The 19206-nt window shown below is 71.0% G+C and carries 14 protein-coding genes; 4 read left to right on the top strand and 10 right to left on the bottom strand.

The window, feature by feature from the left end; genetic code table 11:
- Positions 1-35: 35 nt before the first annotated feature.
- The 8 genes from V8690_RS35395 to V8690_RS35360 form a co-directional block, all read right to left on the bottom strand.
- The gene (locus V8690_RS35395) at positions 36-1058 is read right to left on the bottom strand and encodes a TIGR03842 family LLM class F420-dependent oxidoreductase (protein ID WP_338784134.1); all 1023 of its coding nucleotides are present in this window, start codon (positions 1056-1058) and stop codon (positions 36-38) included.
- Positions 1059-1067: 9 nt separating this feature from the next.
- On the bottom strand, positions 1068-2468 hold the full coding sequence (hydA, locus tag V8690_RS35390) for a dihydropyrimidinase (protein WP_338784133.1): 1401 nt from the start codon (positions 2466-2468) through the stop codon (positions 1068-1070).
- 121 nt (positions 2469-2589) lie between these two features.
- Positions 2590-3432, bottom strand: a complete 843-nt coding sequence (locus V8690_RS35385; protein WP_338784132.1) for a nitrilase-related carbon-nitrogen hydrolase — start codon at positions 3430-3432, stop codon at positions 2590-2592.
- 155 nt (positions 3433-3587) lie between these two features.
- Entirely contained in the window at positions 3588-5153 is a 1566-nt protein-coding gene (locus V8690_RS35380; protein ID WP_338784131.1) for a PucR family transcriptional regulator, read from the bottom strand.
- 27 nt (positions 5154-5180) lie between these two features.
- Positions 5181-6467 (bottom strand): aspartate aminotransferase family protein, encoded by a 1287-nt coding sequence (locus V8690_RS35375; protein WP_338784129.1) that lies wholly within the window; start codon positions 6465-6467, stop codon positions 5181-5183.
- On the bottom strand, positions 6464-7306 hold the full coding sequence (locus V8690_RS35370) for a nitrilase-related carbon-nitrogen hydrolase (RefSeq protein ID WP_338784128.1): 843 nt from the start codon (positions 7304-7306) through the stop codon (positions 6464-6466). Before V8690_RS35370 ends, V8690_RS35375 begins: the two co-directional genes overlap by 4 nt.
- Positions 7307-7476: 170 nt before the next feature.
- A complete protein-coding gene (locus V8690_RS35365) occupies positions 7477-9807 on the bottom strand; it encodes a hypothetical protein (protein ID WP_338784127.1) in 2331 nt (776 codons plus the stop codon).
- A 124-nt stretch (positions 9808-9931) separates the two neighbouring features.
- A complete protein-coding gene (locus V8690_RS35360) occupies positions 9932-10183 on the bottom strand; it encodes a helix-turn-helix transcriptional regulator (RefSeq protein ID WP_338784126.1) in 252 nt (83 codons plus the stop codon).
- A 33-nt stretch (positions 10184-10216) separates the two neighbouring features.
- Between V8690_RS35360 and map the strand changes: the two genes are divergently transcribed.
- Together map and V8690_RS35350 are read left to right on the top strand one after the other, a co-directional pair.
- Positions 10217-10984: a type I methionyl aminopeptidase gene (gene map / locus V8690_RS35355; RefSeq protein ID WP_338784125.1), complete on the top strand. Its 768-nt coding sequence runs from the start codon at positions 10217-10219 to the stop codon at positions 10982-10984.
- A gap of 195 nt (positions 10985-11179) precedes the next feature.
- Positions 11180-13711: an ATP-dependent Clp protease ATP-binding subunit gene (locus tag V8690_RS35350; protein ID WP_338784124.1), complete on the top strand. Its 2532-nt coding sequence runs from the start codon at positions 11180-11182 to the stop codon at positions 13709-13711.
- A gap of 72 nt (positions 13712-13783) precedes the next feature.
- On the opposite strand, the gene ggt is transcribed toward V8690_RS35350, so the two are convergent.
- Positions 13784-15589, bottom strand: a complete 1806-nt coding sequence (gene ggt / locus V8690_RS35345; protein ID WP_338784123.1) for a gamma-glutamyltransferase — start codon at positions 15587-15589, stop codon at positions 13784-13786.
- A 104-nt stretch (positions 15590-15693) separates the two neighbouring features.
- On the opposite strand from ggt, the gene V8690_RS35340 reads away from it, so the two are divergent.
- Both V8690_RS35340 and V8690_RS35335 read left to right on the top strand, forming a co-directional pair.
- A complete protein-coding gene (locus tag V8690_RS35340) occupies positions 15694-16449 on the top strand; it encodes a hypothetical protein (protein ID WP_338784122.1) in 756 nt (251 codons plus the stop codon).
- A gap of 116 nt (positions 16450-16565) precedes the next feature.
- Entirely contained in the window at positions 16566-18134 is a 1569-nt protein-coding gene (locus tag V8690_RS35335; protein ID WP_338784121.1) for a CocE/NonD family hydrolase, read from the top strand.
- A 223-nt stretch (positions 18135-18357) separates the two neighbouring features.
- Here V8690_RS35335 and V8690_RS35330 read toward each other — a convergent pair whose 3' ends face one another.
- Positions 18358-19101 (bottom strand): amino acid ABC transporter ATP-binding protein, encoded by a 744-nt coding sequence (locus V8690_RS35330; protein ID WP_338784120.1) that lies wholly within the window; start codon positions 19099-19101, stop codon positions 18358-18360.
- Positions 19102-19206: the final 105 nt, after the last annotated feature.

The raw sequence follows: 19206 nt of genomic DNA, 5'->3' as shown, positions 1-19206 counted from the left end.
GGGAAGGGGGAGATCGAAGGGGTGCTGCGAAGGGGTCAGCCGTTGACGGCCGGGATCACCCGTGATCCGTACGCGTCGATCACGGCTTCCTGTGCGTCGTGCATGTCGTAGACGGCGAACTGGTCCACGCCGAGCGCGCGCAGCGCGTTCAGTTTCTCGACGTGCTTCTCGACCGGGCCGATCAGGCAGAACCGGTCGACGATCTCGTCGGGCACGAACTGGGTGTCGGGGTTGCCGGCGCGGCCGTGGTGGGAGTAGTCGTATCCCTCCCGTGCCTTGATGTAGTCGGTGAGTTCGTCGGGGACGGCCGCGGAGTGCTCGCCGTATTTGGACACCAGGTCGGCCACGTGGTTGCCGACCATCCCGCCGAACCACCGGCACTGGTCGCGCGCGTGGGCGAGCGCCTCGGGCGAGTCGTCCTCGGTGACATAGGCGGGGGCGGCCACGCAGATGGTCACCTCGGACGGGTCACGGCCTGCTGCGACGGCCGCGTCCTTCACGGCCTTGACCATGTACTCGGTCAGATAGAGGTCGGCCAGCTGGAGGATGAACCCGTCGGCCTCCTCGCCGGTCATCCTCAGGGCCTTGGGTCCGTACGCGGCCATCCACACGGGGAGTTCGGCGTCCGGCTTGATCCACGGGAAGCGGACGACCGTGCCGCCGCCGAGGTCGGCCTCCTGCCCGCTGCCGAGGGCCCGGATGACCTTCATGGCCTCGCTGATCCGGGCCAGCGTGTTGGGCTTGCGGCCGGCCACACGCATCGCTGAGTCTCCGCGGCCGATGCCGCAGACCGTGCGGTTGCCGTACATGTCGTTGAGGGTGGCGAAGGTGGAGGCGGTGACCTCCCAGGTGCGGGTGCCCGGGTTCGTCACCATCGGCCCGACCTTCAGTTTCGTGGTGTTGGCCAGGATCTGGCTGTAGATCACGAACGGCTCCTGCCACAGCACGGCGGAGTCGAAGGTCCAGCCGTAGGAGAAACCGTTGCGTTCCGCGCGCTTCATCAGGCTGATCACCCGCGAGGCCGGCGGGTCGGTCTGTAGGACGAGTCCGAAGTCCATCCACCACTCCTAGTTGAGGTACTGACAGGTGGAACGCGGGGTGAAGACGCCGTGCCCGGCGTGCCCGGTGTACTCCCGCTCGGTGATGACGGGCACGCCACGCGAGAGGACCGTCTCGACGCGGCCGGTGACGCGCTTGCCCTCGTACGCCGAGTAGTCGACGTTCATGTGGTGCTCTGCAGCCGACATGACCTGCTCGGCGTGCGGATCGTAGATGACGACGTCGGCGTCGGCGCCCGGCGCGATGGTGCCCTTCTTCGGGTACAGGCCGAACATCCGGGCCGGGGTGGCGCAGGCGATCTCGATCCAGCGGCGGCGCGAGATGTGCCCGTCGAGGACGGCCTGGTGGAGCAGGTCCATACGGTTCTCGACGCCCGGGAGGCCGTTGGGGATCTTGGAGAAGTCGCCCCGGCCGAGTTCCTTCTGGCCCACGAAGCAGAAGGGGCAGTGGTCGGTGGAGACGACCTGGAGGTCGTTCGTGCGCAGCCCCTGCCACAGCTTGGCCTGGTGCTCGCGGGGCCTCAGCGGGGTGCTGCACACGTACTTCGCGCCCTCGAAGTCCGGCTCGGCGAGGTTGTCGGTGGACAGGAACAGGTACTGCGGGCAGGTCTCCCCGAAGACGTTCAGCCCCTCGTCGCGTGCCCGGGCCAGCTCGGCGACCGCCTCCATGGCCGAGACGTGCACGACGTACAGGGGCGCGCCCGCGACCTGCGCGAGCTTGATGGCACGGTGGGTGGCCTCGGCCTCCAGCAGGGCCTTGCGGACCTCGCCGTGGTAGCGCGGGTCGGTCTCGCCCCGGGCCAGTGCCTGCTCGACCAGGACGTCGATCGCGATGCCGTTCTCGGCGTGCATCATGATCAGGCCGCCGTTCTCGGCGGAGCGCTGCATGGCGCGCAGGATCTGGCCGTCGTCGCTGTAGAAGACGCCCGGGTAGGCCATGAACTGCTTGAAGGAGGTGACGCCCTCCTCGATCAGCAGGTCCATCTCCTTGAGCGTCTCCTGGTTCACGTCGGAGACGATCATGTGGAAGCCGTAGTCGATGGCGCAGTTGCCCTCGGCCTTGGCGTGCCAGGCGTCCAGGCCCTCGCGCAGGGCGTGCCCGACGCTCTGCACGGCGAAGTCGATGATCGTGGTCGTGCCGCCCCAGGCGGCGGCGCGGGTGCCGGTTTCGAAGGTGTCGGAGGCGAAGGTGCCGCCGAAGGGCAGCTCCATGTGGGTGTGGGCGTCGACGCCGCCGGGGATGACGTACTTTCCGGTGGCGTCGATCGTCCGGTCCGCGGTGAAGGCCTCGGCGGCGGGGGTTCCGGAGGTTGCGAGGGCGGCGATTCGGCCGTCCTCGATCAGGACGTCGGCGTGGATCTCGTCGGATGCGGTGATGACGAGGCCGCCGCGGATGACTGTACGGCTCATGTCGTGGTCGCTCCTCGCAGTCGGTACGTGCCGGTGTGTGTGGCTGGTCGCGCCCACGCGGCGGTAGCCGCATATCGAACGCGGTCCCGCGCCCCTGAAGTCTCTCCCCTCGCGGGCGTTTCTAAGGTGCTGTCAGCGGGCCGTACGCCCCGGGCGCGCGGTCCCTGTAGAACTGCCAGCGGTCGCGGACCTCTCGGAGTTTGGCCATGTCGAGGTCTCGGACGACCAGTTCGGGCTCCTTGTCGCTGGCAACCTCGCCGACGAACTGGGCCTCCGGGTCGACGAAGTACGACGTCCCGTAGAAGTCGTTGTCGCCGTACTCCTCGACTCCGACCCGGTTGATCGCGCCCACGAAGTACTCGTTGGCGACGGCCGCCGCCGGCTGTTCCAGCTGCCAGAGGTAGCCGGACAGGCCGCGCGAGGTGGCCGAGGGGTTGAAGACGATCTCGGCGCCCGCGAGGCCGAGCGCCCGCCAGCCCTCGGGGAAGTGGCGGTCGTAGCAGATGTAGACGCCGATCCTGCCCACGGCGGTCTCGAAGATCGGCCAGCCGCTGTTGCCCGGGCGGAAGTAGAACTTCTCCCAGAAGCCCCTGACCTGCGGGATGTGCGTCTTGCGGTACTTGCCGAGGTAGGAGCCGTCCGCGTCGATCACGGCGGCGGTGTTGTAGAGGACGCCGGGCTGTTCCTCCTCGTACATCGGCAGGACCAGGACGATGCCCAGCTCCTTGGCGAGGGCCTGGAAGCGGCGGACGATCGGGCCCTCGGGGATCTGCTCGGCGTACTCGTAGAAGGCCGGGTCCTGGACCTGGCAGAAGTACGGTCCGTAGAACAGCTCCTGGAAGCACAGGACTTGAGCACCCTGCGCGGCCGCGTCGCGGGCCGCCTGCTCGTGGACCTGGATCATCGACTCCTTGTCGCCCGTCCAGGCGGTCTGGAAGACGGCGGCACGGATCACTCGGCTCATCGGGACCTCCGGTCGCTCGGTGTGCCGTGAGCCTAGGAAGTCGCGAAGTCCTCTTTGAGTTGCACCGTGTCACGTCTGAAGGCCTGCGGCGTGTCACCGTGTCACTCTGCCGTGAGCCCATGTTTCACCGCCGTTTTCCCAGGTGGTCGGGTGTTTCACTGCTGTTGCGCGTCGTGCGCGAGGAGTGCGATGTGCACCGAGGCGGCCTGCTCGAAGTCGTCGAGGTCCACCCCGAGGCGGACCTGTATGGCTTCCAGGCGGCGGTAGAGGGCGGGCCGGGAGACATGGTGGAGCTGGGCGGTCCGGGACTTGTTGCGGCCGGTGGCGAGGTAGGTGCGCAGCACGGACAGCAGGTCCTCGTCGGCCTCGCGCAGCAGCCCGTCCAGCTCCCGCTCCGCGAAGGACTGCACGTGCGGGTCATCGCGCAGCAGGCGGATCAGGCCCCGCAGGTGGACGTCCCGCAGGCGGACGACCGGGGGGAGGTCGAGGGCGGCGACGGAGTCGGCGACGGCGTCCGCCACGTGCTGGGCCTCGCGCAGTCCGGCGGGGACGTCGTCCCAGACGACCCGGGGGTCGGCCGCGGCGACGACCGTTCGGGCCGGGCCGGACTCGGCGCGCAGCCGGGTCGCGAAGTGCGCGGCGAGGGCGTCCGCGTCCTGGTCGCGGGCGAGGCTGAGCAGCACGGCGGTGGCTCCGTCGGCCAGTTCGGCGACCAGGCCGGGCAGGCCCAGCAGACGCAGCAGCCGGTCGAGCCGGGAGGTGTCGCCGTCACGGACGACCAGCGGCACGAACGTCCGCCGGTTGACCGGCAGCCCGGCCGCGCGCGCCCGGGGCAGCAGCTGGCGCGCCGGTACGACGCCGCTGACCAGGTCGGTCAGCAGGCCCTGCGCGGACTGCTCCTCCCAGGAGCACGCGGCGCCGCCGCCGAGCATGCGGTGCAGGACGAGGGCCTCGGCTGCGCGGTCGGCCAGCAGCCGTCCGGTGGCGGTGTCGCCCCGGTAGCCGCACAGCACGATCCGGCCCCAGCGCTCCCCGCGTCCGCCCAGTTCGGCCCGTATCCAGCCGTCGCCCTCGGTGCCGCCGGCCTGGCGGGCGATGCGCTCCCAGTCGCGCAGCACGTCGTCCACCGCCGGCCGCTCCCCCGCCGTGCCGAGGACACGGTGGGCGAGGTTGGTGACGACGACCGGGCAGGCGCTGTGCCGGGCGACCTCGTCGAGCAGGCGTTGCAGCGGGGCGCCCGCGGTGATCAGGGCGGTGAGTTCGGTGCGGACGGCCTCGGAGAGGCTGACGGCGGCGAACTTGCGTCGCACGAGCCGTGACTGGACCTCCTCGGTCAGCTCGGCGAAGGGGAAGGGCCGGTGCAGGACGACCATCGGCAGCCCGCACCGTTCGGCCGCCCGGCGCATCACGTCCGGTGCGGCGGGGAAGGCGCGGCCGAGTCCGAGGACGACGGCGGCGGCCTCCGCGCGGTGCAGCGACCGGACGTACTCGGCCTGCTTCTCCTCGTCGCCGGCGAGCAGCACGCCGGTGGTGAGGACCATCTCGCCGCCGCTGAGCATCACGCCGACGTCGGCCGCCTCGGCGACGTGCACCCAGCGCACCGGCCGGTCGAGGTGGCTCGCGCCGGCCACCACCTCGGGCTCCCCGGCGAGCACCCGCTCCAGGGTGAGGACCTGCCGGACCGACAGCGCGGGTTCCAGGGAATCCAAGGTGGTGGTCATGGTGCCGTTCCCTTGTTCAGTTCACTGCTACTGGATGCTCCTCAGAGCGTTCTCGAGGATCGCGGCGCCTTCCTCCGCCTCCGCGACGTTGAGGGACAGCGGCGGGGCGACGCGCAGGACGCTGGTGTTGTGACCGCCCCCCTTGCCGATCAGCAGGCCGCCCTCGCGGGCCGCCTCCAGGACGGCGGCCGCGGCCTGCGGGTCGGCCTCGTTAGTCCCCGGCTTGGTGATCTCGATGCCGATCATCAGTCCGCGTCCGCGTACCTCCCGTACGGCCGGCACGTGTGCGGCGGCGGCCCGCAGCCGCTCGATGAGCAGGCCGCCGACGCGCCGGGCGTTGCCCTGGAGGTCGTGTTCCAGCAGGTAGTTGAGGTTGGCGAGGCCTGCGGCCATGGTGATCTGGGTGCCGCCGAACGTGGAGATGCTGTTGGAGTCGAGGCAGTTCATGATCTCGGAGCGGGCGACGACACCGCCGATGGACATGCCGTTGCCGATGCCCTTGGCGAAGGTCATGATGTCCGGCGGCCCGCTGCGCCCGTGGGCCTGCCAGCCCCAGAAGTGCTCGCCGGTGCGTCCCCAGCCGGTCTGCACCTCGTCGGCGATCCACAGGATGCCGTGCTCGTGCAGCACCTCGCGGAAGGCGGCGTACAGCCCGTCGGGCGGTGAGGTGAAGCCGCCGACACCCTGGATGGGTTCGGCGATCAGCGCGGCCGGGGCGCGGGTGTGCCCGAGCAGGTCCTTCAGGTCGTCGACGCAGGCCGCGATGAAGTCGTCGTCGCTGAGGGAGGCGTACGGGCCGCGGGTGCGCACGCCGCCGTGGACGTACAAAGTCTGGAGCGGGGACAGCGAGGTCGGGGACCAGCCGCGGTTGCCGGTGATGCCGACCGAGCTGAAGGAGCGGCCGTGGTAGCTGTTGCGCATCGCCAGGATCGTGTTGCTGCGCCGGTAGGTCGTGGCGAGCAGCAGGGCGGTGTCGTTGGCCTCGGTCCCGGAGGTGGTGAAGAAGACGCGGGCGTCCGGAATGCCGCTCAGCTGGGCCACTCGCTCGGCGAGTTCGACCATCGGCCGGTTGAGGTACAGGGTCGAGGAGTGGATGATCCGCCCGGCCTGCTCGCTGACCGCCTTGGTCACCTCGGGCAGGGCGTGCGCGGTCATCGTGGTGAGGATGCCGCCGAAGAAGTCGAGGTACCGGTTGCCGTGGGCGTCCCAGACGTGGCGGCCCTCGCCGTGGGTGATCTCGATGGGCTCCTCGTAGTAGAGGGCGAGCCAGTCGGGGAGCACGGCCCGGTGGCGACCCAGCAGGTCGTTGGTCACGGCTGCACCAGTCCTTCGTAGGCGTCGGGGCGGCGGTCGCGGTAGAAGGCCCACGTCTGCCGCACTTCTTCGATGAGGTCGAGGTCCAGGTCCCGGATCACGAGCTCCTCCTTGCTGTCGTCGGCGACGTCTCCCACGAACTGCCCGCGGGGGTCGACGAAGTAGCTCGTCCCGTAGAAGTCGTTGTCGCCGTACTCCTCCTGTCCGACGCGGTTGATCGCGGCGATGTAGTAGGCGTTGGCGACGGCGGCCGCGGGCTGCTCCAGCCGCCACAGGTGGGACGACAGGCTCCGGTGGGTGGCGGACGGGTTGTACACCAGCTGGGCGCCGTTCAGTCCCAGCTGGCGCCAGCCCTCCGGGAAGTGGCGGTCGTAGCAGATGTAGACGCCGACCTTGCCGGCCGCCGTGTCGAAGACGGGCCAGCCGAGGTTGCCGGGCTTGAAGTAGTACTTCTCGCGGAAGCCCTTGAGCTGCGGGATGTGGTGCTTGCGGTACTTGCCGAGGTAGGTGCCGTCGGCGTCGATCACGGCCGCGGTGTTGTAGTAGAAGCCGGGCTGCTCCGCCTCGAAGACCGGCGCGACGATCACCATGCCGGTCTCGCGCGCGAGTGCCCGCATGCGCCGCACGGTCGGCCCGTCGGGCACCGGCTCGGCCCAGCGGTAGTGTTCCGGCTCCTCGACCTGACAGAAGTAAGGGCTGTTGAAGACTTCCTGGAAACCGATGATCTTCGCGCCCCGGCGGGCCGCCTCGCGGGCGTGCTCCTCGTGTTTCGCCACCATGGACTCGGTGTCGCCGGTCCAGGTGGCCTGGACCAGGGCGGCACGTACGACGTTGGCCATGAGCTGCTCCTTCGACGCGACGTCAGCGCCTCTACGCCCGTAGAAGCGGGCCGTAGAGCCACGAACGTAAGCCTCCGGCCCGGGCTTGCCAAGACCATCGTCGCCAACCCGCGGTGCCGGGCGCGATTCGCACTCCTGTGGGTGAGTCGCCGGGGGCACGACATGCCCGGTCAGGCAGGGTATCCGGCGACCCGGAGGGCGTGCAGGAGGTCCCACCGGCGCTCGTCCGACACGCCCTGGGCGGCCTCCAGCAGAAGCGGTACGAGGGTCTGCGGGCCAGGCTCGGCGCTGCGGGCCGCCTCCTCGGGGGTGCGGGCTCTGACGTACGCGTCGAGCAGCGCCCATACCTCGCGGTGACGCCCCTCGGCGACGAGTCCGAGGACGGCCTGTCCGATCTCGCCCGCGGGCCGGGCGACACCCTGCCGCAGAATCTGCTGCCCGTCGCCCGCGCGCCCGGCCGCACCCAGCGCGTCGGCCGCGGCGACCAGCCGCGTGGCGGGCAGCGAGGCGGCCTCCCAGAGCAGGGTCTGCCAGTCCGCACCCAGCCCGGCCCGCTCCAGTTCGTCCGCGAGCAGCGGGAACCGGGCCGGGGCCCAGGACGTGGCCTCGACCAGCAGCGCGTGCGCCTCGCCGCTGCGCCCTTCCTTCCGCAGCCGCGCGAGAGCCTCGACGGTCCGCACGACGTCCGTCCGCTCCGCCCCACCGGCGGCCGGGGCGCGCGGCTCAGCCCGCTCCTCCCCCACCTCTTCGGCGGCCCCGGCGAACCGCGCACCACGCGGCGTACGGCGGCCGGTCTCGGGGGCGGGTTCGGGGAGCAACGGTGCGGCAGCGGGCGGCACGACGACGGGTGCGGCTTCCTCCTCGACCATCCCGGCGAAACGGGCACTGCCGCGGCGGCGCTTGCGTTGCTTGGGTACGGAGGCCGGCTGGGGAGCCGTGGGCTCGGGGTCGGCGGGGGCGGGGGCCGCGAAGGCACCGGGCGTGCGGCCGGCTGCGGCTTCCTGGGCGGTGGCCCGGCCCTCCGGATACACACCGTCGAAGGCATCCGCCCGGCGGACCCGGGCCTCGAACACGCCGGACGCACCACCGGCTACCGCCTCCCCGGAGGCAGACCGGCCCTGCGGATATGCACCTTCGAACGCATCGGCCCGGTGGCCCCGGGCCTCGAACGCCCCGGACGTACCACCGGCTCCGGCCTCCCGGGAAGCAGCCCCACCCGCCACGTACGCGCCGTCCCGGACTCCGCCCCGGCCGACCGGAGCCGCGAACGCGCCAGACGCACCGCCGACTCCGACCCCTTCGGAATCGGTCCCGCCCGCCGCATACTCACCGTCCCGGACATCCCGGCCAGCCGGAGCCGCAGAGGTTCCAGACGTGCCGCCCGCCGAGCCCTCCCGCGAAGCGGCCCACCCCTTTGGATACGCGCCGTCCTGGGCACCAGTTTTGCGCTCATACCCTTTGCCGGCGTCCGTATACCGGGGGTCACGACGACCGGCGGCACCCGTGGCGGCTGACGCCGACTCGTCGCGGCGCCAGGGCGAGGCCGGCGTCCCGGAGTCATACGGGCCGCCATTGGCTGATCGCATGCGGCTGTTGTCCGAGGCCTGACCGTCGCCCGCGTACCCACGACCGCTGTCCGATGCCGAACCGTCGCCCGCATACCCACGACCGCTGCCCGACACCGGACCGTCACCCACGTACCCACGGCCTCCAGCCGACTGACCACCATCCGCCGCCGCACCGGGACTCGCCCCCCTGCCGGAACCTGACCGCGAACCCCCCTCCGCCCCCGCGAAGCCTCCGCCGTTCGGCCTGCGCCACGCGCCCGACCAGGCAGCGTCGGCGTCCGGGGCACCACCGCCGTGCGGGCCGCGTCCGCCTGGAGTCGCGGCCTCCGCCGCGCCGGCGCCGCCGGGCACCCCTGCGGCAGCCCCCGGCATGCCACCGCCTCGCCCATCCCCGGCACCCCACGCCAGGGGGGACACGCCTCGCTCGCGGCGGTCCAAGTCGGCCATCCTGGCCCGGAGTTCCGCGCAGCGCGCTGTCGCGCGTTCGTGGTCGTCGTGGGCCCAGGCCAGGTCGAGGCGAAGGGTGTCGGCCTCTTCGCGGGTGGCGGCGGTGGCGAGGAGGCGGGTCAGGTCCGCCTGGCGTTCGGCGGCGTATTTCTGCTCGCTGAGCATGACGTCGAGCCGGTCGCTCAGGGCGTCGCGGCCGCCGGGCCGGGCGTCGTACGCGGCGAGCGCGGCGGCATGCAGGGACCGGGCGCGTTCCGTCTCCGGTGCCGCGCCCCCCGGGCCGTACTGCCCGGCGAGGTCCCGCAGCAGCGCCTCGACCACGTCCCAGGGCGGCATCTCACGCCCGTCGAGACAGGCCCGCATGCCCTCGGGGTCACGCTGCCAGAACACCGCGCACCAGCCCCCGGACGGGTCCAGGCGTGCCAGCAGACCGTCCAGGTAATGCGCGAACTCCCGCACTTCATCCGGGAGCCGATCCGCCGCCATCGCTCAACTCCCACCCGACCGGAGCACTCCGCTCAGTAGGCAACACCAGTCGTGTTACAGCCGTGCTACGGGGAGTTTTCACACGCGGCGCAGGAGCCTCAGCGCCGCGGACGTCAGACCGGCGTCAGACCGGCACCAGCACGCACTGCCCGGCCAGCTCGTCCATCGACAGCCCGAGCGTGCCCGCCAGCGCGGCCACCGTGAAGAAGGCCGGGGTCGGAGCCCGTCCGGTCTCGATCTTGCGGAGGGTCTCCGGGGAGATGCCCGCGCTCGCGGCGACCTCCGCCATGCTCCGGTCGCCTCGCGCCTCGCGCAGCAGCCGGCCGAGCCGCTCGCCGCGTTCGCGCTCTTCGGGGGTGAGAGGGGTGCGCACCATGCCCCCCATTCTAATACCGGTATAGTAATTGGCATGGTTGAGCTGAAGACCGATACATCGATCGACGCCATGTACGAGGCGGGCCAGGTCGTCGCCCGCGCCCTGACGGCCGCGCAGAAGGCCGCCGACGTGGGCGTCTCCCTGCTGGAACTGGACGAGGTGGCGCACGACGTGCTGCGCGAGGCGGGCGCGACCTCGCCCTTCCTCGGCTACCGGCCGTCCTTCGCGCCGACCCCCTTCCCCGCCGTCCTGTGCGTCTCGGTCAACGACGCGATCGTGCACGGCATCCCGGACCGCTACCGGCTGCGCGACGGCGACCTGGTCTCCATCGACTTCGGCGCCGAACTGGGCGGCTGGGTCGGCGACTCGGCGCTCAGCTTCGTCGTGGGTACCCCGCGCCCGGCCGACCTGCGCCTGATCGAGACCGCCGAGCGGGCCCTCGCGGCCGGCATCGAGGCGGCCGTCGTCGGCAACCGCATCGGCGACATCGCCCACGCGATCGGCACGGTCTGCCGTGCCGCGGGCTACGGCATCCCCGACGGTTTCGGCGGCCACGGCATCGGCCGCCGTATGCACGAGGACCCGTCGGTGCCGAACGAGGGCCGTCCGGGGCGCGGGATGCGGCTGAGGCACGGCCTGGTGCTGGCGATCGAGCCCATGGTCGTCGCAGGCGGCACGGACGGCTTCCACGCGGCTCCCGACGGCTGGACCCTGAAGACGGACGACGGCTCCCGCGCGGCCCACGCGGAGCACACGGTGGCGATCACGGAGGCGGGTCCGAGGGTCCTGACCGCGCGCTGAAGCACGCCGGGCTTGCCTGGTTATGCACCAGAAGGTGCCTCTCGTCCACGATCGTGCGAAGGTGTTCTACGAGCGCGCCCAAGGTGTTCGCGCCCCAGGTGTAACGGGCTGCCACCCGGGTTACCCGACCCCGGCACGTCGACCAGCGAGGGCGTCCCCCGCCCGCGCGCCGGGGACGCCGGGAACGGAAGGCCCATGAGCAGCGGCTTCACCAGCCCGGAGGGCTACGGCTCGGACCCCTTCGGAGAATTCCTCGCACGCTTCTTCGGCGGACCGCGCCCGGGTCCCCGGCAGATCGACATCGGGCGGCTGCTCAGCCAGCCGGCCCGGGAGCTCGTCCGCGGAGCCGCCCAGTACGCCGCCGAGCACGGCAGCCGGGACCTCGACACGGAACACCTGCTGCGGGCGGCGCTCGCCACCGAACCCACCCGGACCCTGCTCAGCAAGGCCGGCGCGAACCCCGACTCGCTGGCGTCGCAGATCGACGAGCGGTCGGGCCCGGCCCAGCACACCCCGGACGACACACCGCCGCCGACCGCGCTCTCCCTCACCCCGGCCGCCAAGCGCGCCCTGCTGGACGCGCACGACATGGCCCGGGCCCGCGGCTACGGCTACATCGGCCCGGAGCACGTGCTCAGCGCCCTGGCCTCGAACCCCGACTCGGCCGCCGGGCACATCCTGAACGCGGCCCGCTTCGCCCCCTCCAGCCCGCCCGAGGCGCCGGAGCCCCCGCAGGCAGAGCGGCCGCGCCCGACGAACACGCCGACCCTCGACAAGTACGGCCGTGACCTCACCGAACTGGCCCGGCAGGGCCGTATCGACCCGGTGATCGGCCGGGACCAGGAGATCGAGCAGACCGTCGAGGTCCTCTCCCGCCGCGGCAAGAACAACCCGGTGCTGATCGGTGACGCGGGCGTCGGCAAGACCGCCATCGTGGAGGGGCTGGCGCAGCGCATCTCCGAGGGGGACGTGCCCGACGTGCTGACCGGGCGCCGCGTGGTGGCCCTGGACCTGACGGGCGTGGTCGCGGGCACCCGCTACCGGGGTGACTTCGAGGAGCGGATGAACAACATCGTCGGCGAGATCCGCGCCCACTCCGACCAGTTGATCATCTTCATCGACGAGCTGCACACGGTCGTGGGCGCCGGTGCCGGTGGCGGCGACGGCAGTTCCATGGACGCCGGGAACATCCTCAAGCCGGCCCTCGCCCGCGGCGAGCTGCACATCGCGGGCGCCACGACGCTGGAGGAGTACCGAAGGATCGAGAAGGACGCGGCGCTGGCCCGCCGCTTCCAACCGATCATGGTGCCGGAACCGACCGCTGCGGACGCGATCGAGATCCTGCGCGGCCTCCAGGACCGCTACGAGGCCCACCACCAGGTCCGCTACACCGACGAGGCCCTGGTCGCCGCCGTGGAGTTGTCCGACCGCTACCTCACCGACCGCCGGCTGCCGGACAAGGCGATCGACCTGATCGACCAGGCCGGTGCCCGGGTCCGGCTGCGCGCCCGCACCAAGGGCACCGACGTACGGACCATGGAACGGGAGCTGGAGCAGCTGACCCGGGACAAGGACCAGGCGGTCGCGGACGAGCAGTACGAGCAGGCCACCCAGTTGCGCGACCGGATCATGGACCTGAAGCTGCGGATCACCCAGGCGGGCGGCGACCACGAGATCGACGAGGGCCAGGATCTGGTGGTCGAGGCCGAGGCGATCGCCGAGGTGGTGTCCCGGCAGACCGGCATCCCCGTCAGCAGCCTCACCCAGGAGGAGAAGGACCGCCTGCTGCACCTGGAGGAGCATCTGCACGAGCGGGTGGTCGGCCAGGACGAGGCCGTGCGGGTCGTCTCGGACGCGGTGCTGCGCTCCCGCGCGGGGCTGGCCAGCCCCGACCGGCCGATCGGCAGCTTCCTGTTCCTCGGCCCGACGGGCGTCGGCAAGACCGAGCTGGCCCGGGCGCTCGCCGAGGCCCTGTTCGGCAGCGAGGACCGCATGGTCCGCCTCGACATGAGCGAGTACCAGGAGCGGCACACCGTCAGCCGCCTGGTCGGCGCCCCGCCCGGCTACGTCGGCCACGAGGAGGCCGGCCAGCTCACCGAGGTCGTCCGCCGGCACCCGTACTCGCTGCTCCTGCTGGACGAGGTGGAGAAGGCCCACCCGGACGTCTTCAACATCCTGCTCCAGGTCCTCGACGACGGCCGCCTCACCGACTCGCAGGGCCGCACGGTCGACTTCACCAACACCGTCATCGTGATGACCAGCAACCTCGGCTCCGAGGCGATCACCCGCCGCGGCGCCTCCGTGGGCTTCGCGTCGGGCGGTGCCGACGCGGACGAGGAGGCCCGGCGCGAACAGATCCTGCGGCCCCTGCGCGAGCACTTCCGCCCCGAGTTCCTCAACCGCATCGACGAGATCGTCGTCTTCCGCCAGCTCGGCACGGAACAACTGCGCCGGATCACCAACCTCCTGCTGGACCGCACCAGGTCCCTGGTGCGGAGCAAGGGCATCTCGGTGACCTTCACCGACCGAGCGGTGGAATGGCTGGCCGAACACGGCTACCAGCCGGAGTACGGCGCCCGCCCGTTGCGCCGCACGATCCAGCGCGAGGTGGACAACGAGCTGTCCCGGCTCTTGCTGGACGGCCGGGTGGCGGAGGGCGGCCAGGTGACGGTGGACACCGAGGACGGCCACCTGACGTTCCGAACGGAGACGACGGCAACGCCCTGAGGGGCGCGGGACTGTGCCGATTGGCGGCTCCGCCGCGTGGGCGCGACCAGCCCCCACGCCCCGCACCCGGCCTCAACGCACAGGCCGCACCACCATCGCCGATCCCCCACCGCGCCGCACAGTCTCAGCCGCCGCAAGCCACTTCCCACCCGGCAACCGCTGAACCCCCGTAGCCGCTCCGATCTCCGGGTTCGACTTGAAGGAGTGCCCGACGGCCTCCAACTGCTTCCTCAACCCGGCGTTGTCGTACAGCCCCGGCTCCAGCTCGGTCTGCGCGGCATTCCGCTGACTGGCCCGCGGCGCCGCGATCGCGTCGACGAGCGGCAACCCCCGGTCGAGGAACCCGGTGAGCGTCTGCAGGACGGTCGTGATGATCGTCGCCCCACCCGGCGACCCCAGCGCCACCACAGGCCTGTCATGCCGGTCGAGAACGATCGTCGGCGACATGGACGACCGCGGCCGCTTCCCCGGCCCCGGCAGGTTCGGGTCGTGGACGGCGGGATTCGCCGGGGTGAAGGAGAAGTCCGTCAGCTCGTTGTTGAGGAGGAACCCCCGCCCCGGCACGGTGATCCCGCTGCCGCCCGTCTGCTCGATGGTGAGGGTGTAAGAGACGACGTTCCCCCACTTGTCGGCCACGGTCAGATGTGTGGTGCTGTCACCTTCGTAGGTGGTGGGAGCGGCCGTGCCCCCGGAGCCGCACGCCTTCGGGTCGCGCGGATCACCCGGCGCCACAGGACTCGTGAGCACCGCGTCGTCCTTGATCAGACACTCGCGCGAGTCGGCGAACCGCTGCGACAGCAGTTCCTTCGTCGGTACGTCCTCGAAGGCCGGGTCGCCCACCCAGCGGCCCCGGTCCGCGAAGGCGATCCGGCTGGCCTCGATGTAGCGGTGCAGATACTGCGCCTGGCTCGCCTTCGACAGGTCGGTCCGCTCCAGGATGTTGAGCGCCTCGCCGACCGTCGTACCGCCGGAGGAGGACGGCGCCATGGAGTAGACGCCGAGGCCGCGGTACGAGGTCCTGGTCGGAGCCTGGAGCTTGGGGCGGTAGGCGGCCAGGTCCTTCGCGGACAGGTCGCCCGGCCGGGCGTTCCAGCCCGAGTCGGGGTCCACCGGCGGCTTGTTGACCGTCTGGACGACGTCCCGCCCGAGCGCGCCGTGGTAGAGCGTCCCGACGCCCTTGCTTCCCAACTCCGCGTAGGTGCGGGCGAGGTCGGGGTTCTTGAAGGTGGAGCCGACGACCGGCAGTTGTCCGCCCGGCAGGAACAGCTCGGCGGTGTCCGGGAAGTAGCGGAAGCGGGTCTCGTTGGACGCCGTCTGCGAGCGGAAGGTCTCGTCGACCCTGAAGCCCTCGCGGGCGAGCCGCTCGGCCGGCTTCAGGACGCCGGCGAGCGGCTTGCTGCCCCACTGGTCCAGCGCGGTCTGCCAGGTGGCGGGCGTGCCCGGGGTGCCGACGCTCAGACCGCTGCTGACGGCCTGGGCGAAGGGGATGGGCTTGCCGTTGTCGACGAACAGGTTCTTGTCGGCGGTCAGCGGGGCGGTCTCGCGGCCGTCGATGGTGTGGACCGTGCGGGACTTGGCGTCGTAGTAGACGAAGTAGCCGCCTCCGCCGACGCCGGCCGAGTAGGGCTCGGTGACGCCGAGCGCGGCGGCCGTGGCGACGGCCGCGTCGACGGCGTTGCCGCCCTTGCGCAGGACCTCGATCCCGGCGGCGGAGGCGTCTCGGTCGACGCTGGAGACGGCGCCGCCGTAGCCGACGGCCAAGGGCGCTTTCTCACCGCCGGTGCTCTGCGCGGTGGGTGGCGCCGCCGCTCCCACCGACACCACCACGGCGGCCGAAACCGCCAGGACAGTCAGATTCCGTGCGACAGGGCGACGCATCCGCACCTCCAGTGAAAGGCCGTCCGCGCAGCTTAATTCATCGCCATGGCCGCGTCAGGAACGCGTCGAACACCGGTGCGCCGGGCCCGCTACCATGCGCGCCCATGAATGACGACGTGCGCAACATCGTCCTGGGGGTGGTCGCGGCGGGCATCAGCGCCGCGCTCGGCTGGGTGGCCCGCACCTATCTGTGGAGGCGCAAGCTCCGCCGGAAACAGGCCTTCTTCGGACTGCCCGACAACTCGGAATCGTTGCTGGTGGTGAACCGGGGCGCCGCGGGGCCCGAACTCGCCGTGATGCGCTACGACGTGTTCGCGCTGCTCGAACTCGCCGCGCTGATCAAGGACTGCAACGCCCACGCCCAGATCCTTCCGCACGACACGGCACGTCAGGGCTTCGGCGAGCGCACCGAGTTCTGCGTGGGCGGCCCGGCGTCCAACCGCCGCATGGCGGCCCACCTGTCCTCCCTGCTGCCCGGTGTGCGGGTGAACGTCGACGCCGAACCCAGCCCGGACCGGGGCTCGTTCCTGGTCGGCTCCGAGCGCTATCGCGTGGAGAACGGCAAGGAGGAGTACGCGCTGCTCGCCCGGCTCACCGCGCAGCGGAGCCAGCACACGCGCCCCGTGTTCCTCTTCTGCGGCCAGACGTCGATCACCAACCAGGCCACCACCCGCTATCTCGCCCGTAACCACGAGCGGCTGGCCCGCAAGTACGGCAACAACTCGTTCGTGCTGCTGCTGAAGGTGATCAACTCGCAGGCGTACGGGCCGGATGTCGTCGAACTCGTGGAGGACGTGACGCGCGCGGCGCAGACACCGCCGCCCGCCCCGGCTCCACGCAACAGCCACCGGGCCTCCTGAAGTCCTCCACTGATCAACAACTGTTACCGGCACGTAACTTACCGACGGGTTACCAGCGGTAAAGGGCCGAGGTTACCGTCTGGTCACTTTGCACTGACACGCGTGAGGAGTGACCCGTGGGACACCACCGCAAGGCCCTGCGCACCACCGCCGTAGGCGCCGTCTCGGCGACCCTGGTCGCCGGCACAGCCCTCGGACTCGCCCCCGCCGCCCAGTCGGCGCCGAACCCGATCCGCTTCGTCGACATCACCGGCGACGGCGGCACCGTCCTCAAGGCCAACGTCGTCACGCCGGCCGGAGCCGACGGCACGCACCGCTACCCGCTGCTCGTGATGCCCACGAGCTGGGGTCTGCCCCAGGTCGAGTATCTGGCCCAGGCTCAGAAGCTCGCCGACTCCGGGTACGTCGTCGTCACCTACAACGTACGCGGCTTCTGGCAGTCGGGCGGCGAAATAGAAGTCGCGGGCCCGCCCGACCTGGCCGACGCCTCGAAAGTCATCGACTGGGCGCTCGCCCACACCCCCTCGGACGCCGGGCACATCGGCATGGCGGGCGTCTCCTACGGAGCCGGCATCAGCCTGCTCACCGCCGCACACGACAAGCGGGTCCGCGCGGTCGCCTCACTGAGCGGCTGGGCCGACCTGATCGGCTCGATCTACTCCGGGCGCACCCAGCACGTCCAGGCGGCCGCTCTGCTGGACGGCGCGAGCGTGGTCACGGGCCGGCAGAGCGCCGAACTCCGGCAGGTCTTCGACGACTTCTACGCCTCCAACCTGGCGAAGGAGCCGGAGCTCATCGCCTGGGGGAAGAAACGTTCCGCCGCGACCTACGCCGACCAGATCAACAAGAACGGCGCGGCGATCATGCTCGCCAACGCCTGGGGCGACACGGTCTTCCCGCCCAACCAGTACGCCGACTTCTACGAGAAGCTGACCGGCCCCAAGCGGCTGGAGATGCGCCCCGGCGACCACGCCACCGCCGAGCTGACCGGCCTGTTCGGGCTGCCCAACGACGTATGGAAGGACACCGAACGCTGGTTCGACCACTACCTCAGGGGCGAGGACAACGGCATCGACCGGGAACAGCCCGTCCAGCTCAAGTCCCGCTCCGCGGGCGGCTACGAGGGCTACCCGGACTGGAAGTCGGCCGGCGCGACGAAGCGGAAGATCGACCTCGCGGGCACGACCACGATCCACACGAACGTGAACTCGGGGGCCGACGGCGGAGTCGTCTTCCTGTCGAACATCCTCGACCAGGTGGCCCAGCTGCCTCCGGTCGCCTCGATCCCGCTGCTCCCCCGCCGCTGGGCCGCCGTGTGGCAGTCGGAGAAGTACGCCACGACCCAACAGGTGCGTGGGACGGCACAGTTGCACACGACCGTCACCCCGACCAAGGAGAGCGGCACCCTCGTCGCCTACCTGTACGACGTGGGGCCGCTCGGCCTCGGCAAGCTGGTCACCAATACGCCGTACACCTTCCACGGGCGCACCCCCGGAAAGCCGTTCGGCCTCGACCTGGAGCTGTACTCCACGGCCTACGACGTCCCGGCCGGGCATCGCCTCGCCCTGGTCGTCGACACGGTCGACCCGCTCTACATCGAGCACAACCCGTCCGGCGCGCAGCTGACCTTCTCCTCGCCGGCGAACGACCCGTCGTACGTGTCGGTTCCGCTGCGCGAGCAGTGATCTCCGGCTGCCGCCGGACGGGTCTGGCCGATGTGGACCGCCGCCCCCGTGGCCGACAGGGCCGTGGGGGCCGCACCCGGCGGGAGTGGCCCGCGGAGCGGGCGGGCGGTCTGCTCACCCCGGGCGGGTTCGGCGGATTTCGGCGAAGTCCCCCTCTCCGACAGGGATGAAGGGCACATCGTAGTCGAGGTCCGATGCGATGAGCCGTCCGGTGCCCGCCCGTTCAGTGCTTGAGGATCTTGGAGAGGAAGTCCTTGGCGCGGTCGCTGGTGGGGTTGGTGAAGAAGTCGTCGGGGGTGCGGTCCTCGACGATCCGGCCGTCGGCCATGAAGACGACGCGATTGGCGGCCGAGCGGGCGAAGCCCATCTCGTGCGTGACGACGATCATGGTCATGCCTTCGCGGGCCAGTTGCCTCATGACCTCCAGCACCTCGTTGATCATCTCCGGGTCGAGGGCCGAGGTCGGCTCGTCGAAGAGCATCGCCTTCGGCTCCATGGCCAGGGCCCGGGCGATGGCCACGCGCTGCTGCTGGCCGCCGGAGAGCTGCGCCGGGTACTTGTCCGCCTGGTCGGCGACGCCCACCCGGTCGAGGAGTTCACGTGAGCGCTTGTCGGCGTCCTCCTTCTTGCGCCCGCGAACCTTGACCTGCCCCAGGGAGAGGTTCTCCAGGACGGTCTTGTGGGCGAAGAGGTTGAACGCCTGGAAGACCATCCCGACATCGGCGCGCAGCCGCGCGAGGGCCTTGCCCTCCTCCGGCAGCGGCTGCCCGTCGAGGATGATCTGTCCGGACTCGATGGTCTCCAGGCGGTTGATCGCCCGGCACAGTGTCGACTTTCCCGACCCCGACGGGCCGATGACCACGACCACCTCCCCCCGCCCGACGGTGAGGTTGATGTCCTGAAGGACATGCAGCTCCCCGAAGTGCTTGTTGACGTCACGCAGCTCGATCAGCGGATCGACGGCCATGCTCAGCCCTACTCACTCTCAGCTGTGTGGTGGTTGCCGCAACGTATCCAGGCAAGATCGGATTTGCCCAGCGACACGCACTTTTTCGATCATTAGCCATATTTA

Source organism: Streptomyces sp. DG1A-41, assembly GCF_037055355.1.
In the GTDB taxonomy this organism is placed as follows: Bacteria; Actinomycetota; Actinomycetes; order Streptomycetales; family Streptomycetaceae; genus Streptomyces.
This window is presented reverse-complemented; position numbering and strand designations above follow the sequence as displayed.

Bases quoted from the DNA above. Each gene is read 5' to 3' on its own strand.
- V8690_RS35395 (WP_338784134.1), bottom strand. From the start codon at position 1,058: ATGGACTTCGGACTCGTCCTACAGACCGACCCGCCGGCCTCGCGGGTG.
- hydA (WP_338784133.1), bottom strand. From the start codon at position 2,468: ATGAGCCGTACAGTCATCCGCGGCGGCCTCGTCATCACCGCATCCGAC.
- V8690_RS35385 (WP_338784132.1), bottom strand. From the start codon at position 3,432: ATGAGCCGAGTGATCCGTGCCGCCGTCTTCCAGACCGCCTGGACGGGC.
- V8690_RS35380 (WP_338784131.1), bottom strand. From the start codon at position 5,153: ATGACCACCACCTTGGATTCCCTGGAACCCGCGCTGTCGGTCCGGCAG.
- V8690_RS35370 (WP_338784128.1), bottom strand. From the start codon at position 7,306: ATGGCCAACGTCGTACGTGCCGCCCTGGTCCAGGCCACCTGGACCGGC.
- V8690_RS35365 (WP_338784127.1), bottom strand. From the start codon at position 9,807: ATGGCGGCGGATCGGCTCCCGGATGAAGTGCGGGAGTTCGCGCATTAC.
- V8690_RS35360 (WP_338784126.1), bottom strand. From the start codon at position 10,183: ATGGTGCGCACCCCTCTCACCCCCGAAGAGCGCGAACGCGGCGAGCGG.
- map (WP_338784125.1), top strand. From the start codon at position 10,217: ATGGTTGAGCTGAAGACCGATACATCGATCGACGCCATGTACGAGGCG.
- V8690_RS35350 (WP_338784124.1), top strand. From the start codon at position 11,180: ATGAGCAGCGGCTTCACCAGCCCGGAGGGCTACGGCTCGGACCCCTTC.
- ggt (WP_338784123.1), bottom strand. From the start codon at position 15,589: ATGCGTCGCCCTGTCGCACGGAATCTGACTGTCCTGGCGGTTTCGGCC.
- V8690_RS35340 (WP_338784122.1), top strand. From the start codon at position 15,694: ATGAATGACGACGTGCGCAACATCGTCCTGGGGGTGGTCGCGGCGGGC.
- V8690_RS35330 (WP_338784120.1), bottom strand. From the start codon at position 19,101: ATGGCCGTCGATCCGCTGATCGAGCTGCGTGACGTCAACAAGCACTTC.